The organism is Streptomyces sp. NPDC031049 (assembly GCF_055571015.1).
On record NZ_JBVIGC010000008.1, the window covers coordinates 150992 to 172688 of the forward strand.

Annotated in this window: 20 protein-coding genes; 9 read left to right on the forward strand and 11 right to left on the reverse strand. The window is 73.9% G+C overall.

The annotated features are described in order from the left end of the window. Positions 1–76 precede the first annotated feature (76 nt). Together ACZ45Q_RS16075 and ACZ45Q_RS16080 are read left to right on the forward strand one after the other, a co-directional pair. Positions 77–1132: a hypothetical protein gene (locus ACZ45Q_RS16075; protein WP_468260793.1), complete on the forward strand. Its 1056-nt coding sequence runs from the start codon at positions 77–79 to the stop codon at positions 1130–1132. Between the two features lie 201 nt (positions 1133–1333). Beyond that, positions 1334–1984: an HAD family hydrolase gene (locus tag ACZ45Q_RS16080; protein ID WP_468260796.1), complete on the forward strand. Its 651-nt coding sequence runs from the start codon at positions 1334–1336 to the stop codon at positions 1982–1984. Here ACZ45Q_RS16080 and ACZ45Q_RS16085 read toward each other — a convergent pair. Next, positions 1945–2211 carry a hypothetical protein gene (locus ACZ45Q_RS16085; RefSeq protein WP_468260800.1) on the reverse strand — a complete coding sequence of 89 codons (267 nt, stop codon included), beginning with the start codon at positions 2209–2211 and terminating at the stop codon, positions 1945–1947. The two genes, ACZ45Q_RS16080 and ACZ45Q_RS16085, sit on opposite strands and share 40 nt — an antisense overlap. A gap of 163 nt (positions 2212–2374) precedes the next feature. Here ACZ45Q_RS16085 and ACZ45Q_RS16090 point away from each other — a divergent pair, with 163 nt between their 5' ends. Next, the gene (locus tag ACZ45Q_RS16090; protein WP_468260803.1) at positions 2375–2758 is read left to right on the forward strand and encodes a cold-shock protein; all 384 of its coding nucleotides are present in this window, start codon (positions 2375–2377) and stop codon (positions 2756–2758) included. 9 nt (positions 2759–2767) lie between these two features. Here ACZ45Q_RS16090 and ACZ45Q_RS16095 read toward each other — a convergent pair whose 3' ends face one another. From ACZ45Q_RS16095 to ACZ45Q_RS16110, 4 genes are all read right to left on the reverse strand, one after another. Then, entirely contained in the window at positions 2768–3616 is an 849-nt protein-coding gene (locus ACZ45Q_RS16095) for a 1,4-dihydroxy-6-naphthoate synthase (RefSeq protein WP_468260806.1), read from the reverse strand. Further along, complete coding sequence (locus ACZ45Q_RS16100; RefSeq protein ID WP_468260809.1) at positions 3606–4367, reverse strand: futalosine hydrolase; 762 nt, start codon at positions 4365–4367, stop codon at positions 3606–3608. The genes ACZ45Q_RS16095 and ACZ45Q_RS16100 overlap by 11 nt, the downstream gene beginning before the upstream one ends. Then, entirely contained in the window at positions 4337–4804 is a 468-nt protein-coding gene (locus ACZ45Q_RS16105) for a DUF2771 domain-containing protein (protein ID WP_468261157.1), read from the reverse strand. Before ACZ45Q_RS16105 ends, ACZ45Q_RS16100 begins: the two co-directional genes overlap by 31 nt. Positions 4805–4884: 80 nt before the next feature. Then, positions 4885–6276 (reverse strand): MFS transporter, encoded by a 1392-nt coding sequence (locus tag ACZ45Q_RS16110; RefSeq protein ID WP_468260812.1) that lies wholly within the window; start codon positions 6274–6276, stop codon positions 4885–4887. A 320-nt stretch (positions 6277–6596) separates the two neighbouring features. On the opposite strand from ACZ45Q_RS16110, the gene ACZ45Q_RS16115 reads away from it, so the two are divergent. Next, positions 6597–7523, forward strand: a complete 927-nt coding sequence (locus tag ACZ45Q_RS16115) for a DUF3027 domain-containing protein (protein ID WP_468260815.1) — start codon at positions 6597–6599, stop codon at positions 7521–7523. 202 nt (positions 7524–7725) lie between these two features. Next, positions 7726–10878 (forward strand): sacsin N-terminal ATP-binding-like domain-containing protein, encoded by a 3153-nt coding sequence (locus ACZ45Q_RS16120; RefSeq protein WP_468260818.1) that lies wholly within the window; start codon positions 7726–7728, stop codon positions 10876–10878. A gap of 15 nt (positions 10879–10893) precedes the next feature. On the opposite strand, the gene ACZ45Q_RS16125 is transcribed toward ACZ45Q_RS16120, so the two are convergent. The 3 genes from ACZ45Q_RS16125 to ACZ45Q_RS16135 form a co-directional block, all read right to left on the reverse strand. After that, the gene (locus ACZ45Q_RS16125) at positions 10894–12507 is read right to left on the reverse strand and encodes a serine/threonine-protein kinase (protein WP_468260821.1); all 1614 of its coding nucleotides are present in this window, start codon (positions 12505–12507) and stop codon (positions 10894–10896) included. Between the two features lie 96 nt (positions 12508–12603). Next, positions 12604–14997: an HAD-IC family P-type ATPase gene (locus tag ACZ45Q_RS16130; protein WP_468260824.1), complete on the reverse strand. Its 2394-nt coding sequence runs from the start codon at positions 14995–14997 to the stop codon at positions 12604–12606. 121 nt (positions 14998–15118) lie between these two features. Further along, positions 15119–15400 carry a DUF2530 domain-containing protein gene (locus ACZ45Q_RS16135; protein ID WP_468260827.1) on the reverse strand — a complete coding sequence of 94 codons (282 nt, stop codon included), beginning with the start codon at positions 15398–15400 and terminating at the stop codon, positions 15119–15121. A gap of 167 nt (positions 15401–15567) precedes the next feature. Between ACZ45Q_RS16135 and ACZ45Q_RS16140 the strand changes: the two genes are divergently transcribed. Continuing rightward, on the forward strand, positions 15568–17019 hold the full coding sequence (locus ACZ45Q_RS16140; protein ID WP_468260830.1) for an NCS2 family permease: 1452 nt from the start codon (positions 15568–15570) through the stop codon (positions 17017–17019). A 28-nt stretch (positions 17020–17047) separates the two neighbouring features. Here the strand turns inward: ACZ45Q_RS16140 and ACZ45Q_RS16145 are convergent, their stop codons facing one another. Further along, a complete protein-coding gene (locus tag ACZ45Q_RS16145; RefSeq protein ID WP_468260833.1) occupies positions 17048–17281 on the reverse strand; it encodes a ribbon-helix-helix protein, CopG family in 234 nt (77 codons plus the stop codon). A 103-nt stretch (positions 17282–17384) separates the two neighbouring features. Between ACZ45Q_RS16145 and ACZ45Q_RS16150 the strand changes: the two genes are divergently transcribed. Genes ACZ45Q_RS16150 through thpR form a run of 3 tightly spaced genes read left to right on the forward strand, consistent with a single transcriptional unit; the run spans position 17385 to position 19815 of the window. Next, a complete protein-coding gene (locus tag ACZ45Q_RS16150) occupies positions 17385–17822 on the forward strand; it encodes a MarR family winged helix-turn-helix transcriptional regulator (RefSeq protein WP_468260835.1) in 438 nt (145 codons plus the stop codon). A 27-nt stretch (positions 17823–17849) separates the two neighbouring features. Continuing rightward, entirely contained in the window at positions 17850–19202 is a 1353-nt protein-coding gene (locus ACZ45Q_RS16155; RefSeq protein WP_468260838.1) for an MFS transporter, read from the forward strand. 40 nt (positions 19203–19242) lie between these two features. After that, the gene (gene thpR / locus ACZ45Q_RS16160) at positions 19243–19815 is read left to right on the forward strand and encodes an RNA 2',3'-cyclic phosphodiesterase (RefSeq protein ID WP_468260841.1); all 573 of its coding nucleotides are present in this window, start codon (positions 19243–19245) and stop codon (positions 19813–19815) included. Positions 19816–19952: 137 nt separating this feature from the next. Here the strand turns inward: thpR and ACZ45Q_RS16165 are convergent, their stop codons facing one another. Together ACZ45Q_RS16165 and ACZ45Q_RS16170 are read right to left on the reverse strand one after the other, a co-directional pair. Next, the gene (locus ACZ45Q_RS16165; RefSeq protein ID WP_468260844.1) at positions 19953–20948 is read right to left on the reverse strand and encodes an aldo/keto reductase; all 996 of its coding nucleotides are present in this window, start codon (positions 20946–20948) and stop codon (positions 19953–19955) included. Positions 20949–20993: 45 nt separating this feature from the next. After that, positions 20994–21581 carry a Uma2 family endonuclease gene (locus ACZ45Q_RS16170; RefSeq protein WP_468260847.1) on the reverse strand — a complete coding sequence of 196 codons (588 nt, stop codon included), beginning with the start codon at positions 21579–21581 and terminating at the stop codon, positions 20994–20996. Positions 21582–21697: the final 116 nt, after the last annotated feature.

Consider the following 21697-nt stretch of genomic DNA (forward strand, 5'->3'; position numbering starts at 1 on the left):
GGTGCGCGCTGCGCCGCGGAACAGGGGGTACCGTCGTCCAACGGGGCATCAACACCGCACCGCCCCGGAGGGGTTCGTGGGGATCGAGAGCGATCAGGTCGTCTACGAGTATCTGAGCCGCGTCGGCGACGTGGCGCAGCAGCGGCAGCTGTCGTCGGCCACGCGCATGCGGCTGGTGGCCGAGCTGCGCGAGGAGATCGACAGACGCCGCTCGAAGGCGGCCGTCGACTCGCCCGCCGCGGTCCGCCGCATCCTGGACCGGCTCGGCAGCCCGGACGAGGTCGTCGAGGCGGCCGGCGACACCCGTACCGGCACCGGCGCCGGTACGGCGGGGGAGGAGCCGGCCGCCGTGCCGGTGCAGCCCGACGGGCGGTCGGCGTGGAAGGAGCGCCGCAAGGTCCTGCGCCATGTCGCCCCCCGTCCGCGCCCGTCCGAACCGCCACGCCCGGCCGCGTCGGGGACCGGTCCGGCCGCCGCGTCCGGCACGGTGTCCCCGCCCCATCTGGCCGCCGCGCACGAACTCGGCGGCAGCGTCCGGCAGCCCGACTGGTGGCGGGTGGAGAACAGCCCCTTCGACGCCGGTGACGCCGTGCCGGGGTTCGTCGGCGGCGTGGAGATCCCGGAACTGCTGAGGCCCCCGCCGGGCGAGGCCGGGGCGCGAGCGGCCGCCGGCCCGGCCGCGACGCCGGCCACGCCGGGCGAGTCCGCCGGCGTGGCCGAGAGCGGTCGGCCCGGCGAGGCCGTCGAGGCCGCCGTCCCCGCCCGCCGCCGGCTGCCCCGGCTGTGGCCCGAGGGCGGCTGGAACAACCCGTTGCTGCTGCTCGCCGCCGCCCTGCTGGCCGTCGGCGCGGTGCTGGGCAACCTGTTGCCGCTGGCCCTGGGCTGGCTGATCACCTTCCTGTCCCGCCGGCTGACGCCCGCCCAGGCCAAGTGGGCGGTGCTGGGACTGCCGGGGCTGGTCGCCGCGAGCGGGATCGTCTGGCTGTGGGGCCGCACGGACGGCCGCTGGGGCGACCCGATCGCCGACGGCCAGATGAGCGCCGCGGTCGCCGAGACCTGGCCGTGGGTCCTGCGGGGCGCGGCCCTCGCCTCGGCCCTCTACCTCCTCTGGCGCTCCCGCCGCACCACCTGACCCCTCGCCGGAGGGCCCGCTGTCCCCGCCCGCCCGGCCGCCCTCCCTACCGGGCACGGGCCCGCCGCCCGGGCCACGGGTGCCGTCGGCCACGGGCGCCGTCGGCCACGGGCGCCGTCGGCCACGGGCGCCGTCGGCCACGGGCGCCGTCGGCCACGGGCGCCGTCCGGTACGGCTGCCGGGACCGGCACAATGGCAGCCATGGCCCTCGCGACCCGCCCCGCACCGACCGTCGGCTTCGACCTCGACATGACGCTGATCGACTCCCGCCCCGGCATCCGCGCCTGCTACCTGGCGCTGTCCGAGCGGACGGGGACGTACGTCGACGCCGACCTGGCGATCACCCGGCTCGGGCCGCCGCTGGAGCAGGAGCTGGCGAACTGGTTCCCGGCGGAGCGGGTGCCGGCCACCGCCGACCTGTACCGGTCGCTGTATCCGGCGCACGCCATCGCCGCCACGCCCGCGCTGCCCGGGGCCGCCGAGGCGATCGCGGCCGTCCGGGAGGCCGGCGGGCGGGCGATCGTGGTCACCGCCAAGTACGAGCCCAACGCCAAGCTGCACCTGGAGCACCTGGGCATCGAACCGGACGCGGTGATCGGCGACCTGTGGGCGGAGCAGAAGGCGGTGGCCCTGCGCGAGCACGGCGCGGACGTGTACGTCGGGGACCACCTGGGCGACATACGCGGCGCCCGCACCGCCGGTGCGTACTCCGTGGCCGTCGCCACCGGCCCGTACGCGGCCGGGGAACTGCGCGCGGCCGGGGCGGACACCGTCCTGGCGGACCTGACCGAGTTCCCGGCGTGGCTGGCGGCCTACCGGGAGGAGCCGCCGGCCTCCGCCGCCCGCGCCTGACGGCGTCCCGCCGCGACCGACTGGAGCACGCCGGCGCCCGCCATGGCGAATCCGACCCCCATCAGCATGCTCAGGACGAACATGTAGGTGGGAAAGGGCGTCGTTCCCAGGAACAGCGGGGCGACCGTGACCATGGTGGCCACGGCGCCGAGGAAGAAGACGATCGCACCGGCACGGATCAGCCGGTCACCGGGCGCGGCGGAATTCATTCGAGTTTTGTCACGCACCCGACCAGGGTAGTTCCCAGCGCAAAGGAACAACCGGGGGACGTCTTGTCACCGGGTGGAAGACCATTAGCCTTGGTACCGGCGGGTCCTGGACGGCCCGCCCAAGTGCTATCAAGAGCCGTTTCCGAGCAGTTTTCCGACGAGTACGAGGACGAGGACAGACGTGCCTACCGGCAAGGTCAAGTGGTTCAACAGCGAGAAGGGCTTCGGCTTTCTCTCCCGGGACGACGGCGGTGACGTCTTCGTCCATTCCTCGGTCCTCCCCGCCGGAGTCGAGACACTGAAGCCGGGACAGCGCGTGGAGTTCGGCGTGGTCGCCGGGCAGCGCGGCGACCAGGCCCTGTCCCTCACCCTGCTGGACCCGGCCCCGTCGGTCGCCGCCGCCCAGCGCAAGAAGCCGGACGAGCTGGCCTCCATCGTCCAGGACCTGACGACCCTGCTGGAGAACATCACGCCGATGCTGGAGCGGGGCCGCTACCCCGACAAGGCCGCCGGCAAGAAGATCGCCGGCCTGCTGCGGGCGGTCGCCGACCAGCTGGACGTCTGACCGCCCGGCTCAGGGGAACCGCAGCGCGTCCGGGCCGAGGGGCGGTACCAGCCCCTCGGCCGCGGCGCGGGTGAGCAGCCCGCGGACCGCCGCGTAGCCGTCCTCACCGAGGCCGGCGGTGAACTCGTTGACGTACAGCCCGATGTGCTGGTCGGCGACGGCCGGGTCCATCTCCTGGGCGTGCTCCATCACGTACGGGCGACTGGCCTCGGGGTCGTCCCAGGCCGCGCGCACCGACAGCCGGACCGACTCCGCCAGCCGGGTCAGCTCCGGTGCGCCCAGCGACCGCCTGGCGATGATCGCGCCCAGCGGGATCGGCAGCCCGGTGGTGTGCTCCCAGTGCTCGCCCATGTCGGCGAGCTTGTGCAGCCCGTAGTTCTGGTACGTGAACCGTGCCTCGTGGATCACCAGCCCCGCGTCGACCCTCCCGTCCCGCACGGCCGGCATGATCTCGTGGAACGGCATCACCACGGTCTCGCCTACGCCCCCGGGCACGGTGTCCGCCGCCCACAGCCGGAAGAGCAGGTACGCCGTCGACCTCTCGCTCGGCACCGCGACCGTGCGGCCCCGCAGGCCGACGCCGGGCTCGCGGGTGAGCACCAGCGGGCCGCAGCCCCGGCCCAGCGCGCCGCCGCAGGGCAGCAGGGCGTACCGGTCGAGGACGTACGGCAGCACCGCGTACGACACCTTCAGCACGTCGAACTCGCCGCGTTCGGCCATGCCGTTGGTGATGTCGATGTCCGCGAACGTCACGTCCAGGGCGGGGGCGCCGGGGACGCGGCCGTGGGCCAGGGCGTCGAAGACGAAGGTGTCGTTGGGGCAGGGGGAGTAGGCGATCTGCAACGGCTCAGTGCTCATGTGGGGTCCAACTCTCCAGGACGGGCGCGAGCTTCCCGAAGGCGTCCGTGAGGGCGGCGAGCGCGTCGGGGATGCGCCAGGCGTCGCGGTCGCGCGGGCCGACCGCGTTGGAGACCGCGCGCAGCTCCAGCACGTCCGCGCCGTGTGCGGCGGCGGCCTCGGCGACGCCGAAGCCCTCCATGGCCTCGGCCAGCGCCCGCGGGTGGCGGGCGCGCAGCTCGTCGGCGCGCGCGGCGGTGCCCGTCACCGTGGACCCGGTCAGCACGGTGCCGGCGCGGGCGCCGGTCGCGGCGGCGACCGCGCGGACGAGCGCGGCGGGCGGGTGGTGGGTGACCGTGCCGAAGCCCAGGGCGGTGACCGGCACGAAACCGTCGGCCGTCTCCGCGCCCAGGTCGGCCGCGGTGATCTCGTCCGCGACGACGAGCGAGCCGACCGGCGCGTCGGGCGGGAAACCGCCGGCGATGCCCGCCGAGACGACCAGGCCGTAGGGGGCGCCGTCCAGGGCGGCGGAGGCCAGCGCCGAGGCGGTGGACGCGGCGGCCAGGGCGGGGCCGACGCCGGCGGCCAGCAGGTCGTAGCGGCCGCCCGGCACCTGGAGGAGGGTCACGCCGGGGCGGGAGATGGTGCCGGGCGGTCCCGGGAACGCCTGGGCCACCGCGTCCCGTTCGACGGGGACCGCGGTGGCCACGAGGACACGCGTCCGGGACGCCGGGGGCGCCGTCAGTTGTCCTTCTTCAGCTCGAAGACCCACAGTCCGGTGATGGACTGGCTGTTCTCCTTGCCGTCGCGGGCGGCGACGGCCACGCTCGTGGTGTCGCCCTGGGCGCCGTACTGGGCGTTGAAGAACACGCTGCCCGGGACCGTGCGGTAGGTCTTGCCGCTGTCCTCGACCAGCTGCTGACCGTTCATCAGGATGGTCCAGCGCTGGTCGGCGATCTCCGGGTCGACACCGAGGCGCAGGGTCTCGTCCGGGTCGACGGTGATGGTCTTGGCGTCCTTGTCGCGGAGGCACTCGTTGATCTCGGCCTCCTTCAGCACCTCGCCCTCGCCGCCGCAGGTGGCCTCGGCGCTGACGGAGGAGCTGCCGACGGTGACGGTCGCCATGGGAGTCGGCTTGTCACAGGCCGACAGGACGAGCAGTCCGGCGGATACGGCGCCGGCGGCGGCGACGGCGCGGCGGCGTCGCACTACGGATTGCAACGTGGTCATGGGCGAAGGCTATCTGGCACCTCCGGGCCGCCACCCACCTGGGTACGGCGTGCCGTGCGTCACGCCACCCGCGGCCGGGGCGTGCCGCCGTGCCGCGCCGAGCCGATCAGCCCGCGCACCGTGGACAGCCAGCCGGCCCCGACGATCGCCGCGCCCACCGCCAGGCCCAGCGTGCCGTTGAGCGGCAGCGCGATGCCGATGGCCCCGCCGAGCACCCACGACATCTGCAACAGCGTCTCGGACCGGGCGAACGCCGAGGTGCGCACCAGCTCCGGCACGTCCCGCTGGATCAGCGCGTCCAGGGACAGCTTGGCCAGCGCCTGCGCGAACCCGGCGACCGCGGCCAGGGCCGCCACCACGACCGGGCTGAACAGCACGGCGGCGGTGATCGCCGCGCCCAGCACGCAGGCCACCACCGTCACGATGATGATCTCCGGCGCCCGGGAGCGGAGCCAGGCCCCGACCGCCGTGCCCAGCGCGTTGCCCGTACCGGCCGCCACGCCCACGATGCCCAGGGACACCGCCGCGCTCTGCCCGCTCATCGGGTGCTCGCGCAGCAGGAACGCCAGGAAGAAGATCAGGAAGCCGGAGAGCCCTCGGATGGCGGCGTTGGCGCCGAGCGCGTGCGTCACCGCCCGGCCGACCGTGCGCAGCCCGGGGCGCCTGACGGGCTTCAGGTGCGGTCCGTGCAGATGGTGCTCGTCGGCGGCGAGCAGCGCCCCCTCCTCGCCGCGGGCCGAGTCGACCTTCGGGGGCAGGGTGAACGACAGGAACGTTCCGGCGACGAAGATCGCGAAGGCGCCGTACAGCGGCCAGCGCGGCCCGATCTGCTGGAGCCCCACGCCGACCGGCGCCGCGACCCCGGTCGCCAGCAGCCCGCACAGCGTCACCCGCGAGTTCGCCTTCACCAGGGAGAAGCCGGGCGGCAGCAGCCTGGGCACGACGGCGCTCCTGACCACGCCGTACGCCTTGGACGCCACCAGCACCCCGAGCGCGGCCGGGTACAGCTCGATGCCGCCGGTGATCACCGCTCCCGACAGCACCAGCGCGAGCAGCGCCCGCGCCAGCATCGCGCCCGCCATCGCCGCGCGCCGCCCGTGCGGGACGCGGTCCAGCAGCGGGCCGATCACCGGGGCGAGCAGCGTGAAGGGGGCCATGGTGATCGCCAGGTACAGCGCGACCCGGCCCCTCGCCTCGTCCGTCGGCACCGAGAAGAACACGGTCGAGGCGAGCGCGACCGTGATCATGACGTCGCCGGCGCCGTTCACCCCGTGCAGTTCGATCAGCTTGCCCAGGCCCGACTCGCCGGCCCCGTGCGCGTGCGTCGCCCTGCGGATGCCGCGCGCGGTGCCCGTCACCGGCAGCCGCAGCGCGCGGCCCACCGCGCGGAAACGCCCGGAGCCCTGGCTCCGGCCCCCGCCCTTGTCGAATTCCGTCCGTGCGGCTGCCACCCCGTCATAGTGCCCCGACGGACGGGGTTGTAGCGCCGCCGCGGCACGGATGGAGCTGATCGGGTCGGGTGAGCCGGGCACCGGGCCGCGCGGGGAAACTCCCGTCGGTGTAGGCCCAGCGCAGTCGAGCAGGTAGCGTGCGTAGCGCGCCGTGGCGAACGTTCTCGGCCGCGCGCCGTACGGCCATCCCGCAGAATGGATGACGTAGGTGCGCCCGAGCGCGATCGGGCGCGGACGTCGACGCGGTCCCCGGGTCCGCTCCGTCCGCCCTCCGCTGACAGGCGCACTCGTGAGACGGCGTATGGAGAGAAGCGATACCTGTGAGCGCAGCGACAACGCGAAGCCGCACCCCTGACCGCCTGTGCGCCGAGGCCGTCGACCTCGCCCGGGCCGCGGCCGAGGAGGCCGCCGCGCCCGGTGTCGTCGGCGAGCACGAGGGGATGGTGTCGGAGGGCGACCGCGTCGTCACGCACTTCTTCGCCTGCAAGGAACTCGGGTACCGCGGCTGGCGCTGGGCCGTGACCGTGGCCCGCGCCTCCCGCGCCAAGGTCGTCACGGTGGACGAGGCGGCCCTGCTGCCCGGCCCCGACGCCGTCCTCGCCCCGGAGTGGGTGCCGTGGAGCGAGCGGCTGCGCCCCGGCGACATGGGCCCCGGCGACCTGCTGCCCACCGACGCCGACGACCTGCGCCTGGAGCCGGGCTGGTCCGGCGAGGACGAGCCGCCGCCGAACTCCGCCGTCTCCCACGAGATGGCCGACCTCGTCGAGGCCGAGGACGCCGAGGTCACCTCCGGCCCGCCCGCCGAGCTGCCCACGGCCCCCTCCCGCGGCTCGATCACGGCGGTCGCCGAGGAACTGGGCATGCGCCGCGCCCGCGTCCTGTCCCGCTACGGGCTGCACACCGCCGCCGACCGCTGGGAGGAGGCGTACGGACCGAAGACGGCGATGGCCCAGGCCGCCCCCGCGGCCTGTGTCTCCTGCGGCTTCCTCGTTCCCGTCGGCGGCTCGCTCGGCCAGGCCTTCGGGGTGTGCGCCAACGAGTTCTCCCCCGCGGACGGCCGCGTGGTCTCCCTGGGCTACGGCTGCGGCGGCCACTCCGAGGCGGCGGTCATGCCCAAGCCGCCGCAGCCGGCTCCGCCGGTGATCGACGAGACGCGGGTGGACCCGTTCCCGCTGCGCCCGGCGGCCGACTCCGGGTCGGTCCCGGCGGTGGAGGACGAGTCGTCGGCGGAACTGGGGCATTCGTAGTCTCCGACGGGCCTGTGGCGGTCGATGCCGGGTCCTTCGCCGGCCCGTCCGGCGTTTGAGGACGAGGCCGTCCAGGCCGATGGGGGTCCGGGGCGCAGCCCCCGGGGACGCGGGCCACGGTGAACCGGCACTCGGCGCCGTCGCCGCACCGCGCGGTACCTTCGACCTCACGCCGATCAGGGCCGATGAGGAGAGTGTGAACGTGAGCAAGTTCGTGCGGCCCGCAGCCGAGGGCGCCGACCCCTTCGGCACCGCCCGCCTCAGGCGAGGCGTCCTCGACGCCTGGGCCACCAGCCCCGCCCGGTTCCGTGAGGACGCCAACGCCGAGGAGGACCTCGTCCTCGGCGGCTACCGGGACCGGCTGGTCGTCGAGCTGGCGCAGAACGCCGCCGACGCCGCCGCCCGCGCGGGCGTGCCCGGCCGGCTCCGGCTCACCCTGCGCGACGGCGTCCTGGTCGCCGCCAACACCGGCGCACCGCTGGACGCGGCCGGCGTCGAGTCGCTGTCCACGCTGCGCGCCTCCGCCAAGCGGGAGTCCGGCACCGCGTCGGTCGGCCGGTTCGGCGTCGGCTTCGCCGCCGTCCTGGCCGTCACCGACGAGCCCGCCGTCGTCGGCCGGCACGGCGGCGTGCGCTGGTCGCTGGCCGAGGCCCGCGACCTGGCCGCCGACACCGCCCGGCACAGCCCCGGCCTGGGCGACGAGATCCGCCGCCGCGACGGGCACGTACCACTGCTGCGCCTGCCGTACGCCGCCGAGGGCACCGCCCCCGACCCGTACGACACCGCCGTCATCCTCCCGCTGCGCGACACACCCGCCGCCGACCTCGCCGAGCGGCTCCTGAACGCCGTCGACGACGCCCTGCTCCTCGCCCTGCCCGGCCTGGAGGAGGTGGTCGTCGAGACGGACGGCCTGCGCACCCTGCGCCGCCGTACCGAGGGCGGGCTGACCGTGGTGGAGGATTCCCGGGAGGGCACCACCCGGTGGCGCACCTCCACCGCGCACGGACCGCTCACCCCCGACCTGCTCGCCGACCGGCCGGTGGAGGAGCGGCTGCGCCCCCACTGGTCCGTCACCTGGGCCGTGCCGGTCGACGCCGACGGCGCCCCGCGGCGGCCGCGGACCAGCCCCGTCGTGCACGCCCCCACCCCCAGCGACGAGCCGCTCGGTGTCCCCGCCCTGCTCATCGCGTCCTTCCCGCTGGACTCCACCCGCCGGCACACCGCCCCCGGGCCGCTCACCGACTTCCTGGTCCAGCGCGCCGCCGACGCCTACGCCGGGCTGCTCGCCGACTGGCAGCCGGTGACCGCCGGGATCATCGACCTCGTGCCGGGACCGCTCGGCAAGGGGGAACTGGACGGCGCGCTGCGGCAGGCCGTCCTCGAACGGCTGCCGCGCACCTCCTTCCTGCCGCCCGCCGCCGCACCGCGCGGCGACGACGACTCCGACCTGCCGGCGTCGCTCCGCCCGCGCGACGCCGAGGTGCTGGAGGGCGCCGGCGCCGACACCGTGGCCGTCCTCGCCGAGGTGCTGCCCACCCTGCTGCCGGCCGGCCTGGAGCGGCGGGTGGAACTGCGCACCCTCGGCGTCGCCCGGGTCTCGCTGACCGACGCCGTCGACCGGCTGGCCGGGCTGGAGAAGGCACCGCAGTGGTGGTGGCGGCTGTACGACAGCCTGGCCGGCGTCGACCCCGACCGGCTGACCGGGCTGCCGGTGCCGCTGGCCGGGGGAGCGGCCCGGACGTTCGGCTCCGGCGGCGGCCGTACCACCATCGGCCCCCGGCAGGTCCTGCTGCCCACCCCGGACGCGACCGCCCTCGACCCGGAGATCCTCGCCCGGCTCGGGCTGAAGGTCGTCCACCCGGACGCCGCCCACCCGCTGCTGGAGAAGCTCGGCGCGCTCCCGGCGACCCCGCGCGCCGTGCTCACCACCCCCCAGGTCCGCGCCGCCGTCGCCGCCTCGCTCGAGGACGACGGCGGGCCGAGCTGGGAGGAGGACGCCCTCGACGCCGAGGAACTGGCCGACACGGTCCTCGGGCTGGTCCGCGACGCCGGGCTCGACCCCGGCGAGGAGCCCTGGCTCGGCGCGCTCGCGCTGACCGACGAGGACGGCGAGCTGTCCCCGGCCGGCGAACTCGTCTTCCCCGGCGGGCCCTTCGCCGAGGTCATGCGCGAGGGCGAACTCGCCGCCGTCGACGCCGAACTGGCCGACAGGTGGGGGCCGGAGCCGCTCGCCGCCTGCGGTGTCCTGGTCGACTTCGCCCTGGTCCGCGCCACCGACGTCGTCCTCGACCCCGACGAACTGGAGCCCCGCGAGGGCGACTTCGCGCAGCCGGACGACGCGGGCCTGCTGGACGCCGTCGACGTGTGGTGCGAGGACGTCCTCGACCGCTTCCCGGACACGCCGGTTCCGCCGGTCGCCACGGAGATCGTCGCCGTCCGCGACCTGGACCTGGTGGACGACGACAAGTGGGCCCGGGCGCTCGCCCTGCTGTCCCGGCCCCCGCTGCGCGACGCCCTCGTCCAGCCCGTGCGCGTCCTGCTGCCCGACGGCACCCACGAGGTCGTCCGGCCGTACACCGCCTGGTGGCTGCGCGGGCACCCGGTGCTCGACGGCCGCCGCCCCGCCGGGCTGCGCGCCGCCGGCGGCGACCCGCTGCTGCGCGGCCTGTACGACGAGGCCGACGCCGCCGGCTTCGACGACGAGCAGGTGCTGCGCGCCCTCGGGGTGCGCACCTCGGTGGCCGCCCTTTTGGACGAGCCGGGCGGCGCCGCCGAGCTGCTGGACCGCCTCGCCGATCCCGCCCGGCCGGTGACCGCCGCCCAGCTGCACGCCCTGTACGGCGCGCTGGCCGACCTCGACCCGGAGCAGGTGACGCTGCCGGAGGAGCTGCGCGCGGTCGTCGACGGCCGCGTCGAGGTGGTGGACGCCGCCGACGCGGTGGTCGTGGACTCGCCCGACCTGCTGCCCTTCACCGCCGGAGTACCGCTGCTGCCGGTCCGCCCGACGCGGGCCGCCGAACTGGCGGAGCTGTTCCAGGTGCGGCGGCTGAGCGAGTCGGTCACCGGCGAGGTCGGCTCCGAGGGCACGGAGCACGCGGTGCCCGAGCCGGTGCGGGTGCTGCTCGGCCCCCGGACCCCGGCGTCGTACGTCGAGCACGAGGAGCTGGTGGTCGACGGCGTGGAGATCGACTGGCGGCACACCGACGACGGTGTCCTGCACGCCGCGACCCTGGAGGGCGTCGCGGCCGGCCTGGCCTGGGCGGCGGGCCAGTGGCCCCGCCGCTTCGAGGTGGCGGCGCTGCTGGAGGACCCGTCCCGGACGGAGGAACTGGCCAGGGACCGCTGGTTCGACTGAGCCGCCGGCAGCGCCTCAGACGCCTTCGCGGCGCGCCCGCATCCAGCGCCCGACGGTGGCGGGCAGCAGGTAGAAGGCGCCGAGCGAGCCCAGCATCAGGAACAGCTCCAGGGAGCCCAGCGCCGTGCCGGCCAGCTCCTGGAACGGGGACGGCCGCTGCCGGACGCGTACCTCCAAAAGGTCGCCGTCGTACGCGCCTGCCGCGAACCAGGTCTGCAGGGTCAGCAACGCCACGACGGTCCAGTAGGCCTGGGCGGCGCGGAACCAGCGCCCGGTGTCCGCGCGGCTGCCGGGCGTCGCCAGCAGGCATGCCAGGCCCGCCAGACCCACCGCCAGCAGCAGCCGGAGCCAGCCGAAGAAGGTGGGCAGGGCCAGGGCGATCAGCAGCGAGGCGAGGGTGACGGGCGCCAGCCACGCCAGCCCGATGAGAGGGCGTCCGAGGATGCCGTCGTGCACCCAGTCCGCGGGCCGCCGAGACGGCTCCGGCTCCGGGCCGGTGCCCGGCGGCGTCCAGGGGCGCCCGGGCGGAGGGGGAGTGCTCCGGGGCGGCGGGGGTGCGGTCCCGGCCGGGGGAGGGGTGCTCCCCGGCGGTGGAGGCGTGGGCCCCGGGGGCGGGGGTGCCGTCCGGGGCGGTGGGGGTGCCGCGGGGCCGGGGTTTCGCTCGCCCGGGCCTTGGGTGGGCGCGTCGTGGAACGCGGGGCCGGAGCCGTACGCGGCGGCCGGGTCGGGTTCGGTGGGCGGCGGCGCCTGCCCCTGGCGGGGGTCCGCGTCGCCGTCCCGCTCCGCCTCCAGGTTCAGCAGTTCCTCCGAGCGGCGCGCGATGAGGGACACCACGGGCGCGGGAAGCCAGGCGTCGGTGGTGGTGTCGCGCGCGGCGGCCTGCACCACCAGCTGGGCCGCGTCCGGCCTGCGGGCGGGGTCGGCGTCCAGGCAGTGCCGGACCAGCATGGCCAGCGCCGGTTCGGCGGGGAGCTGACCGGACAGCGTGCCGCGGTGCGGCACCTCGCCGCCGGCCGCGAAGGCCAGGGTCAGCCCGAAGCTGTAGACGTCGCTGGCGGGTGTGACGGGCTCCCCGTACGCCTGCTCGGGCGACATGTAGACCGGCGTGCCGATGCGGGCGCCGCTGGCCGTGAGCGCGGTGTCCAGGGCCGCGTGGACGACGCCGAAGTCGATGAGCCGGGGCCCCGCCGCCGAGAGCAGCACGTTCGAGGGCTTGAGGTCCCGGTGGACCAGGCCGTGCCGGTGCACGTGCTCCAGCGTCCGGGCCAGGTCGGCCGCGAACCGCCAGAGCGCCTCGGGCGGCAGCGGGCCGAAGGTGTCGACGGCCTCCTGCAACGAGGGGCCCGGCACGTACTCCGCCGCGTACCAGGGATGCCGTTCGTCGACGCCCGCGTCCACCACCGGCACGGTTCCGGCGCCGCCGATCCGCCGGACGACCTCCACCTCGCGCCGGAACCGGTCCCGGAAGCCGGGAACGGCCGCCATGTCGGGGTGGATGAACTTCAGCGCCACGGAGCGCCCGCCGGGGTTCCGCGCGAAGTAGACGCGGCCCATCCCACCTTCACCGAGCCGCCCGAGAACGCGGTACCGGCCCACCCGGCGTGGGTCCCGCGCGTCCAGTGCCTCCATCGACCCGTCCCCCGCTCCGTGCCGGTCATGAACAACTCGGCATTGTCGCAAGCCGGTTGCCCGGCGGGCGTACCCGCCCCCGTTCCCGGTGGACGGTCAGGCGGGGAACCGGCGGTCGACCCACCGCCAGAGCAGCTCCAGCGTGCCCGCCGCCAGTGCCGCGATGCCGACCCCGATCCACGGCATCGTCGCCCCGACCAGCTTCAGCGCGAAGAAGTCCTGGAGCCACGGCACCGCCAGTACCACCAGGAAGGCCGCCCCCATCGTCGCGACCAGCCCGACGCGCCACCACGTGTAGGGGCGGGCGATGATCGCCAGCACCCACAGGGAGATCAGGAACAGCGTCAGCGTCGCCACGCTGGTCTCCGCGTCCAGCGCCCCGGGCCCGCTGTAGTGGCCGCGTGCCACCAGGTACGTCACGAAGGTCGCCGTCGCGGCGACCACCCCGCCGGGGACGGCGTACCGCATCACGCGCCGCACGAAGTGCGGTTTCGCCCGCTCCTTGTTGGGCGCGAGGGCGAGGAAGAAGGCCGGGACCCCGATCGTCAGCGTCGACAGCAGGGTCAGGTGCCGGGGCAGGAACGGGTACTCCACCTGCGAGCAGACGACCAGGATCGCCAGCAGCACCGAGTACACGGTCTTCACCAGGAACAGCGTCGCCACGCGCGTGATGTTGCCGATGACCCGGCGGCCCTCGGCGACCACGGACGGCAGCGTCGCGAAACTGTTGTTCAGCAGCACGATCTGCGCCACCGCGCGCGTCGCCTCCGAGCCGGAGCCCATCGCCACGCCGATGTCGGCGTCCTTCAGCGCCAGGACGTCGTTGACGCCGTCGCCGGTCATCGCCACCGTGTGCCCGCGCGACTGGAGCGCGCCCACCATCTCCCGCTTCTGCTGCGGGGTGACCCGCCCGAACACCGTGGCGCCGTCCAGCGCGGCGGCCATCTCGTCCGGTTCCGCGGGCAGCCGCCGCGCGTCCACCGTCCCGCCGTCCAGTCCGAGCTTGGCGGCCACCGCGCCGACCGAGACGGCGTTGTCACCGGAGATGACCTTGGCGCGGACGTCCTGGTCGGCGAAGTAGCGCAGGGTGTCGGCGGCGTCGGGCCGCAGCCGCTGCTCCAGGACGACCAGCGCGGCCGGCTCGGCGCCCTCGGCGACCCGCGGGTCGTCCAGCTCGCGGGTGACCCGGGCGAGCAGCAGCACCCGCAGGCCCTGTTCGTTGAGCCGCCCGGTCTCGGCGAGGGCCGGGTCGTCCTCGGCGAGCAGCACGTCCGGTGCCCCCAGCAGCCAGGTGCCGGTCCGGCCGTCGTCCTCGCCGAGGGCGGCGCCGCTGTACTTGCGGGCGGAGGAGAAGGGCAGGGACTCGGTGCAGCGCCAGCCGTCGGGGGCCGGGCAGGCCTCGATGACCGCCTGGAGGGAGGCGTTGGGCCGCGGGTCGGCCTCGCCGAGCGCGCCGAGCACCCGCCGTACGTACCCCTCGTCGACGCCGTTCAGCGGGCGCAGCTCGGTGACGTCCATGCCGCCCTCGGTCAGCGTGCCGGTCTTGTCCAGGCACACCGTGTCGACGCGGGCCAGGCCCTCGATGGCGGGCAGCTCCTGGACCAGGCACTGCTTGCGGCCGAGCCGGATCACACCGATCGCGAAGGCGACGGACGTCAGCAGGACCAGGCCCTCGGGGACCATGGGCACGATGCCGCCGACGGTGCGGGCGATGGAGCCCTTCAGCTCGTTCTCCTTGACGACGAGCTGGCTGATGATCAGGCCGATCGCGGTCGGGACCATCATCCACGTGACGTACTTCAGGATCGTGGAGATGCCGGAGCGCAGCTCGGAGTGGACGAGCGTGAACCGGGACGCCTCCTCGGCGAGCTGCGCCGCGTACGCCTCGCGCCCGACCTTCGTGGCCTGGAACGCGCCGCCCCCGGCCACGACGAAGCTGCCGGACATCACCTGGTCCCCCGGCCGCTTCACCACCGGATCGGCCTCGCCGGTCAGCAGCGACTCGTCGATCTCCAGGCCGTCCGTCTCCACGCACACCCCGTCGACCACCACCTTGTCGCCGGGCCCGATCTCGATGACGTCGTCCAGCACGATCTCGGCGGTGCCGACCTGGGCGGCCGTGCCGTCCCGGCGCACCGTCGGGCGGACCTCGCCGATCAGGGCGAGCGAGTCCAGGGTCTTCTTCGCCCGCCACTCCTGGACGATGCCGATGCCGGTGTTGGCGAGGATCACGAAGCCGAACAGGCTGTCCTGGATCGGCGCGACGATCAGCATGATCACCCAGAGGACGCCGATGATCGCGTTGAACCGGGTGAAGACGTTGGCGCGGACGATGTCCGCCATCGACCGGCTGCTGCGCAACGGGACGTCGTTGACCTGGCCGCGCGCGACCCGCTCGGCGACCTGGGCGGAGGTCAGCCCGGTCACGGGGGAGGGGGCCGGTCCGGGGTGGACGGGGTCGAGCGAGGCGCCCGCGTCGAGGTGCGTCATGTCCTCGACGGTACGTGCGGACCGGGGGCCGCACCCGCCGGACGGGTGGAAGATCCGACCTGGGGAGGAGGGGTGCCCGGCGGGCGTGCTGCCGGGGTACGGCGGATGTGGTGCCGTGGTACTACGCCTCGCGGGGCTGTGCCTCCTGGGGCTCCGACTCCCCGCGGGAGCGCTTGATCGCGGCGTCGCGCCTGCGGACGTACCAGATGCCGATCAGGCCGAGCCCGCCGCCGGCCAGACAGGTCCACAGCCACCAGGTGTGCCCGTGGTCCTCGAACCAGCCGTAGAAGGGCAGCTGTGCCAGGAAGAGGACGAACCACACGAGGGTGCCGCCGGTGATGGTGGCGACCACGGGCCCCTCCAGGGGCTCCGGCGCCTCGTGCCTTGGGGTCCACTTCGCCATGGCCACAGCTTACAAACGGGTCGGGCCCCGCGGACACGGCCGCTCTACGCGCGGAGATGGCATTCCCTCGCTCATACGTTCATACTGAATCCGTTTGTCTCTGACCACTTCTGTTCGTAGAAAACACCAAAGGGCCGTGGGGGAGCCTGCTGGTGATGAGGACTCGCATGCCCACCTCGGCCTCCGCCAAGGTCCCCGCCCCCGAGCACCCCGGTGACCGCCCGCCGTACGGCGCGCTCGACCGCTACTTCAAGATCTCCGAGCGGGGCAGCTCCGTCGCCCGCGAGATCCGCGGCGGCTTCGCCACGTTCTTCGCGATGGCCTACATCATCGTGCTGAACCCGATCATCCTCGGCAGCGCCAAGGACATGTACGGCAACCAGCTCGACAACGGGCAGCTGGTCACCGCGACGGCCCTGACGGCCGCGTTCACCACCCTGCTGATGGGCGTCATCGGCAACGTGCCGATCGCGCTCGCCGCCGGCCTCGGCGTCAACTCCGTCGTCGCGCTCCAGCTCGCGCCCCAGATGTCCTGGCCGGACGCCATGGGCATGGTCGTGCTGGCCGGTTTCGTGGTGATGCTGCTGGTCGCCACGGGCCTGCGCGAGCGCGTGATGAACGCCGTGCCCTACAGCCTGCGCAAGGCCATCGCCATCGGCATCGGCCTGTTCATCATGCTGATCGGTCTGGTCGACTCCGGCTTCGTCTCCCGCATCCCGGACGCCGCCCAGACCACCGTGCCGCTCCAGCTCGGCGCCGACGGCCACCTGGGCGGCTGGCCGGTGCTGGTCTTCGTGCTCGGCGTGCTGCTGACGCTGGCGCTGCTGGTGCGCCGGACGCCCGGCGCCATCCTGATCTCGATCGTGGTGATGACGGTCGTCGCCGTGGTCGTCCACGCCGTCGCCGACGTGCCCTCCTGGGGCCTGACCACGCCCGAGTGGCCCGGCAACCCGGTCGCCAGCCCGGACTTCTCGCTGGTCGGCCAGGTCAGCCTGTTCGGCGGCTTCGGGAAGGTCGGTCTGCTCACCGGTGTGCTGTTCGTCTTCACCGTGCTGCTGTCGTGCTTCTTCGACGCGATGGGCACGATCATGGGTGTCAGCGACGAGGCCAAGCTGACCGACGCCCAGGGGCAGATGCCCGGCATCAACAAGGTCCTGTTCGTGGACGGCGTCGCGGTCGCGGCGGGCGGTGCCAGCTCCGCGTCGGCCACCACCTGCTTCGTGGAGTCCACGGCCGGCGTCGGCGAGGGCGCCCGCACCGGTCTGGCCAACGTCGTCACCGGCGGTCTGTTCGCCGTGGCGCTGTTCCTGACGCCGGTCGCCACGATGGTGCCGTCGCAGGCGGCCACCCCGGCGCTGGTCGCGGTCGGCTTCCTGATCCTGTCCCACGCGATCAAGGAGATCGACTGGGCGGACTACACGCTGGCCATCCCGGCCTTCGTGACGATGCTGATGATGCCGTTCACCTACTCGATCACCAACGGCATCGGCATGGGCTTCATCACCTTCTCGCTGCTGCGGCTGGCGGCCGGCCGGGGCCGCGAGGTGCCGGTGGCGATGTACGCGGTGTCGGCGGTGTTCGCCTTCTACTACCTGATGCCGGCCCTGGGCCTGACCTGAGCGGCGGGCGGGCGGTCGCCCGGGGGGCTCAGGTGACCCCGTAGAACCGTTCCGTCTCCTCGACGGCGGCCTGGAACCGCTCGTCGAAGTCATCACGGATGAGCGTCCGGACGACATAGTCCTGGACGCTCATTCCTCTTTTCGCCGCATGGTGCCGGAGCCGTTCGAGCAGCTCCCCGTCTATCCGCAGGCTGAGCACGCTGGTCCCCATGGACACGAGGGTCACCTCGGCGGACCGGGTGACGCTCCAGTTTCCGGACATGACTCACTCGTACGGGTGATGTGAGGGTTCGGTGGCCGGGCTCACGGGAACGGAGCCCTGATCCCAGTGGTCCTTCGGCAGTCTAATGAGTTACGCTAAGGAGATGCCGGACCTCAGCCATGGCGACGACGCTGCCGCCGTGAACGCCCTTCGATCCGCAGTGATGCGGCTGTCCCGTCGGCTCAAGCACCAGCGGGTCGACGAGTCGCTCAGCCCCACCGAGATGTCGGTGCTCGGCACCCTCTCCAACTGCGGCAGCGCCACCCCGGGCGAACTCGCCCGCAAGGAACACGTCCAGCCGCCGTCGATGACCCGCATCGTGGCGCTGCTGGAGGCCAAGGGCCTGGTCCGGCTGGAGCCGCACCCGGAGGACCGGCGCCAGAAGGTCGTGACGCCGACCGAGCAGGCCGTGGTGATGCTCGAGGAGAGCCGCCGCAAGCGGAACGCGTTCCTGGCCTCCCTGGTCGAGGAACTGGACGAGGACGAGTGGGCGAAACTGCGCGCCGCCGCCCCCGTGCTGGAGAAGCTCGCGCATCTGTAGAACAGCACCGACGAGGAGGCGACCCTGTTGAGTACGGGACCCGGAGCAGCTTCCGTCCCCGCACCGCACACCCCCGACACCCCCGACCGGCCGCGCCGGACCTCGATGTTCGCCTCCCTGAAGGTCAGGAACTACCGCCTGTTCTTCATCGGCCAGGTCGTCTCCAACATCGGCACCTGGATGCAGCGCATCGCCCAGGACTGGCTGGTGCTCACCCTCACCGGCTCCTCGGCCGCCGTCGGCATCACCACCGCCCTCCAGTTCCTGCCGATGCTCCTGTTCGGCCTGTACGGCGGCGTCCTCGTCGACCGTCTGCGCAAGCGCCCCACGCTGCTGGTCACCCAGTCGGCGATGGCCGTGAGCGCGCTCTTCCTCGCCGTCCTCACCCTCACCGGCCACGTCCAGGTCTGGCACGTGTACGTCGCCGCCTTCGCGATGGGCCTGGCGACGGTCGTGGACAACCCCGCCCGGCAGTCCTTCGTCTCCGAGCTGGTCGGCCGGGAGCAGTTGCAGAACGCGGTCAGCCTGAACTCGGCCAACTTCCAGTCCGCCCGCCTGGTCGGCCCGGCCGTCGCCGGCCTGATGATCACCGGGGTGGGCACCGGCTGGGCGTTCCTCGTCAACGGCCTGTCCTTCGTCGCGCCGCTGACCGGCCTGCTCCTGATGCGCGCCCGCGAACTGCACGCCGTCGAGCGCGCCCCGCGCGCCAAGGGCCAGCTCCGCGAGGGCCTGCGCTATGTCGCCGGGCGCCCCGAACTGCTCGGCACCATCGCCCTGGTCGGCTTCATCGGCACCTTCGGCTTCAACTTCCCGGTCTTCCTGTCGGCGTTCGCCGACGACGTCTTCGCCGCGGGCGCCGGCGAGTACAGCCTCTTCAACACCCTCATGGCCGTCGGCTCGCTCGCCGGCGCCCTGCTCGCCGCGCGCCGCGGCACGGCCCGTATGCGGGTGCTGCTCGCGGCGGGGCTGGGCTTCGGCCTGCTGGAGATCGTGGCCGCGACCGCCCCCGAGCTGTGGCTGTTCGCCCTGCTGATGGTCCCGATCGGCGTCTTCAGCATGACGGTGAACGTCACCGCCAACACCAGCATCCAGATGTCCACCGACCCGGCCATGCGGGGCCGCGTGATGGCGCTGTACATGATGGTCTTCCTCGGCGGCTCCCCGGTCGGCGCCCCGATCGTCGGCTGGATCACCGACACCTACGGCGCCCGGGCCGGCTTCGCCGTGGGCGGCGCCGTCGCCGCCACCGCCGCCGTGGTCATCGCCCTGGTCCTGGCCCGGGTGGGCGGCGTCCGGCTGGCGCTGGGCTGGCACCACGGCCACCCCAGGGTCCGGTTCGTGCCCCGCGAGGAGGGCAAGGAGCTGGCACGCGCGGCGTGAACGCCGGGCGCCGGGCGCCGGGCGGGCAGACTGGGACCCCATGAGACTCTTCGCCGCCGTACTGCCCCCCGAGGACGCGCTGCGGGAACTCGCCGCCGCGGTGGACCGGCTGCACCGGCTGCCCGGCGCGGACCGGCTGCGCTGGACCGGGCGCCCCGGCTGGCACTTCACGCTCGCCTTCTACGGCGAGGTCGACGACGCCCTCGTGCCCGGGCTGTCGGCCCGTCTGGAGCGGGCGGCCCGGCGCACCGAGCCCTTCGAGCTGGCGCTGCGCGGCGGCGGCCAGTTCGGCCACGGCCGGGCGCTGTGGGCCGGGGCCGCCGGTGACACCGCCGCGCTGCGCCTGCTGGCCGACCGCGCCGGGTCGGCGGCGCGCAAGGCGGGCCTGGAGACGGCCGAGCACCGCCGCTACAGGCCCCACCTCACGGTGGCCCGCGGCCGGGACCCCTACGACGTACGGGAGTACGTGCGCACCCTGGACGCCTTCACCGGCCGCACCTGGACGGTGGGCGAGCTGTGCCTGGTCCGCAGCAACCTGCCGAGGTCCGGCGTGCCGGGGGAGCAGCCGCGTTACGAGACGGTCGCCCGCTGGCCGCTCGGCGGCGCCGGTTAGGCTCGACGGCGTGGACCCGAAAACCCGGAACCGGATCATGGCCGGTGTGCTTGTGCTGATGTTCGCGGTGGTGGCGGTGGCGGCGGCCCTCGGAAGGTGACCGTGGCCGCCGCCCCGCGGTCACGACTGCCGGGACCTCACCAGGCGAACGCCTCCGGGGACGGCCCCGGACCCGGGAAGATCTCGTCCAGGCCGTCCAGCAGCTCCTGCGGCAGCTCGAGCTCGACGGCGCGCAGTGCGGACGCCAGCTGATCGGCGGTGCGCGGCCCGACGATCGGCCCGGTCACGCCCGGCCGGGTGAGCAGCCAGGCCAGCGCGGCCTCGCCGGGCTCGATCCCGTGCTTGTCGAGCAGATCCTCGTACGCCTGGACCTGCGCGCGCACGGCCGGGTTCGCGAGCGCCTCGGCGGACCGCCCGGAGGCGCGCCGCCGCCCCTCCGCCTCCTTCCTGAGGACCCCGCCGAGCAGCCCGCCGTGCAGCGGCGACCAGGGGATCACCCCGAGGCCGTAGTCCTGCGCGGCCGGGATGACCTCCATCTCGGCCCGCCGCTCGGCGAGGTTGTACAGGCACTGCTCGCTGACCAGCCCGATGGTGCCGCCGCGCCGGGCGGCGGTCTCGTTGGCCTGGGCGATCTTGTACCCGGGGAAGTTCGACGATCCGGCGTAGAGCACCTTGCCCTGCTGGACCAGGACGTCGATCGCCTGCCAGATCTCCTCGAAGGGGGTGGCGCGGTCGATGTGGTGGAACTGGTAGAGGTCGATGTGATCGGTCTGGAGCCGCTTGAGGCTGGCGTCGACGGCCCGCCGGATGTTCACCGCGGACAGCTTGTCGTGGTTGGGCCAGACGGGGCCGCCGTCCAGGCCCATGTTCCCGTACACCTTGGTCGCCAGCACGACCTTGTCCCGCCGGCCGCCGCCCTTGGCGAACCAGTTGCCGATGATGGTCTCGGTACGGCCCTTGTTCTCGCCCCAGCCGTAGACGTTGGCGGTGTCGAAGAAGTTGATCCCGGCGTCCAGCGCCGCGTCCATGATCGCGTGACTGTCCGCCTCGTCGGTCTGCGGACCGAAGTTCATGGTCCCGAGAACGATCCGGCCGACCTTGAGTCCCGTGCGTCCGAGCTGCGTGTACTCCATGGTCCCCAAGCCAACGGCTTGGAGTGGACTATAGGCAAGGACCGCTCAGTCGCGGGGGAACGGGCCGGTGTCGAGGGTGAGACCGAGGAGCGTGTGGGTCAGGTCGATCCGCTCGCCGAAGTCGAACCGGGAGACGGAGCGGTAGTCGCCGTCCTTGGGGTCGGTGAAGACGTGGCAGCGGCCCTGGTACGGGTCCGCGATGAGGTAGACGGGAACTCCGGCCTCCGCGTACGCGGCCTTCTTCGGGCCGTAGTCGTTCATTCCGGTCCCACGGGAGATGACCTCGGCGACGAACTCGACGTCCTCGTGGCACCAGCCGCGCTCCGGATCGCGCTTCGCCCCGTCGCGCAGCTTCATCACGTCGGGGCAGAAGCCGTTCTGGAACCCGGGGAAGTCGATGCGCACGTCCGACCTCACCAGGACGTCCATCCCGAAGCCGTCCTCCAGCGCCCGGATGATCCTGCGAGTGATCTCGAAGTGTGTGTCCCGCTGCGGCACCATGTGGACGGCCCCCTCGACGACCTCGACCTTGTAACCCTCGGGGACCATCCGCTCAATCAGCTCGAACCACTGGTCGAGGCGCTGGGCGTTGTCGTCGGCCATCTCGATCCTGTCGGTGTCTACGACGGTCATCGTGGCGCTCCTCCCCGGCTGCTCGAAGGACGAGTGCAGCCGCGCGGTACAACGATACGCACGGTGACACGACACGGAAGGCGGCCGCGGGCGGCGACGCCTACGCCCGTGCCTCG

Coding starts and splice junctions, on each gene's coding strand:
- ACZ45Q_RS16080 (WP_468260796.1), top strand. CDS start 1,334: ATGGCCCTCGCGACCCGCCCCGCACCGACCGTCGGCTTCGACCTCGAC.
- ACZ45Q_RS16165 (WP_468260844.1), bottom strand. CDS start 20,948: ATGGAGTACACGCAGCTCGGACGCACGGGACTCAAGGTCGGCCGGATC.
- ACZ45Q_RS16145 (WP_468260833.1), bottom strand. CDS start 17,281: ATGTCCGGAAACTGGAGCGTCACCCGGTCCGCCGAGGTGACCCTCGTG.
- ACZ45Q_RS16150 (WP_468260835.1), top strand. CDS start 17,385: ATGCCGGACCTCAGCCATGGCGACGACGCTGCCGCCGTGAACGCCCTT.
- thpR (WP_468260841.1), top strand. CDS start 19,243: ATGAGACTCTTCGCCGCCGTACTGCCCCCCGAGGACGCGCTGCGGGAA.
- ACZ45Q_RS16095 (WP_468260806.1), bottom strand. CDS start 3,616: ATGAGCACTGAGCCGTTGCAGATCGCCTACTCCCCCTGCCCCAACGAC.
- ACZ45Q_RS16130 (WP_468260824.1), bottom strand. CDS start 14,997: ATGACGCACCTCGACGCGGGCGCCTCGCTCGACCCCGTCCACCCCGGA.
- ACZ45Q_RS16140 (WP_468260830.1), top strand. CDS start 15,568: ATGCCCACCTCGGCCTCCGCCAAGGTCCCCGCCCCCGAGCACCCCGGT.
- ACZ45Q_RS16170 (WP_468260847.1), bottom strand. CDS start 21,581: ATGACCGTCGTAGACACCGACAGGATCGAGATGGCCGACGACAACGCC.
- ACZ45Q_RS16125 (WP_468260821.1), bottom strand. CDS start 12,507: ATGGAGGCACTGGACGCGCGGGACCCACGCCGGGTGGGCCGGTACCGC.
- ACZ45Q_RS16135 (WP_468260827.1), bottom strand. CDS start 15,400: ATGGCGAAGTGGACCCCAAGGCACGAGGCGCCGGAGCCCCTGGAGGGG.